Genomic DNA, 259 nt, shown 5'->3' on the forward strand with positions numbered 1-259 from the left:
CGGCGAGCGTCTGGAGCAGGGGCTCGCGCAGAACGATCTGGGCAATCTGTCGGGTGAGTATGTGGTGCTCGTCGATCGCAACGAGAACGTCCAGGCGCTCTTCATCTACTTTCGCGCGGCGCCTTTGGACGCATGGCAGATGATTGGCGCGTCGCCCGTCGCAACGGGGAGGCCGGGGCAGTTCGATCACTTCATCACGCCGCTCGGCGTGTTCGAGCACACGCCGGACAACATGGATTTCCGCGCCGAAGGCACGATG

At 63.7% G+C, this 259-nt stretch carries 1 pseudogene; it reads left to right on the forward strand.

The features are described 5' to 3' along the window. A pseudogene (locus tag SB753_RS38725) lies at positions 1 to 259 on the forward strand (L,D-transpeptidase); the annotation flags it as partial.

The sequence above is a fragment of the Paraburkholderia sp. SIMBA_053 genome (assembly GCF_046534895.1).
GTDB lineage: Bacteria > Pseudomonadota > Gammaproteobacteria > Burkholderiales > Burkholderiaceae > Paraburkholderia > Paraburkholderia caledonica.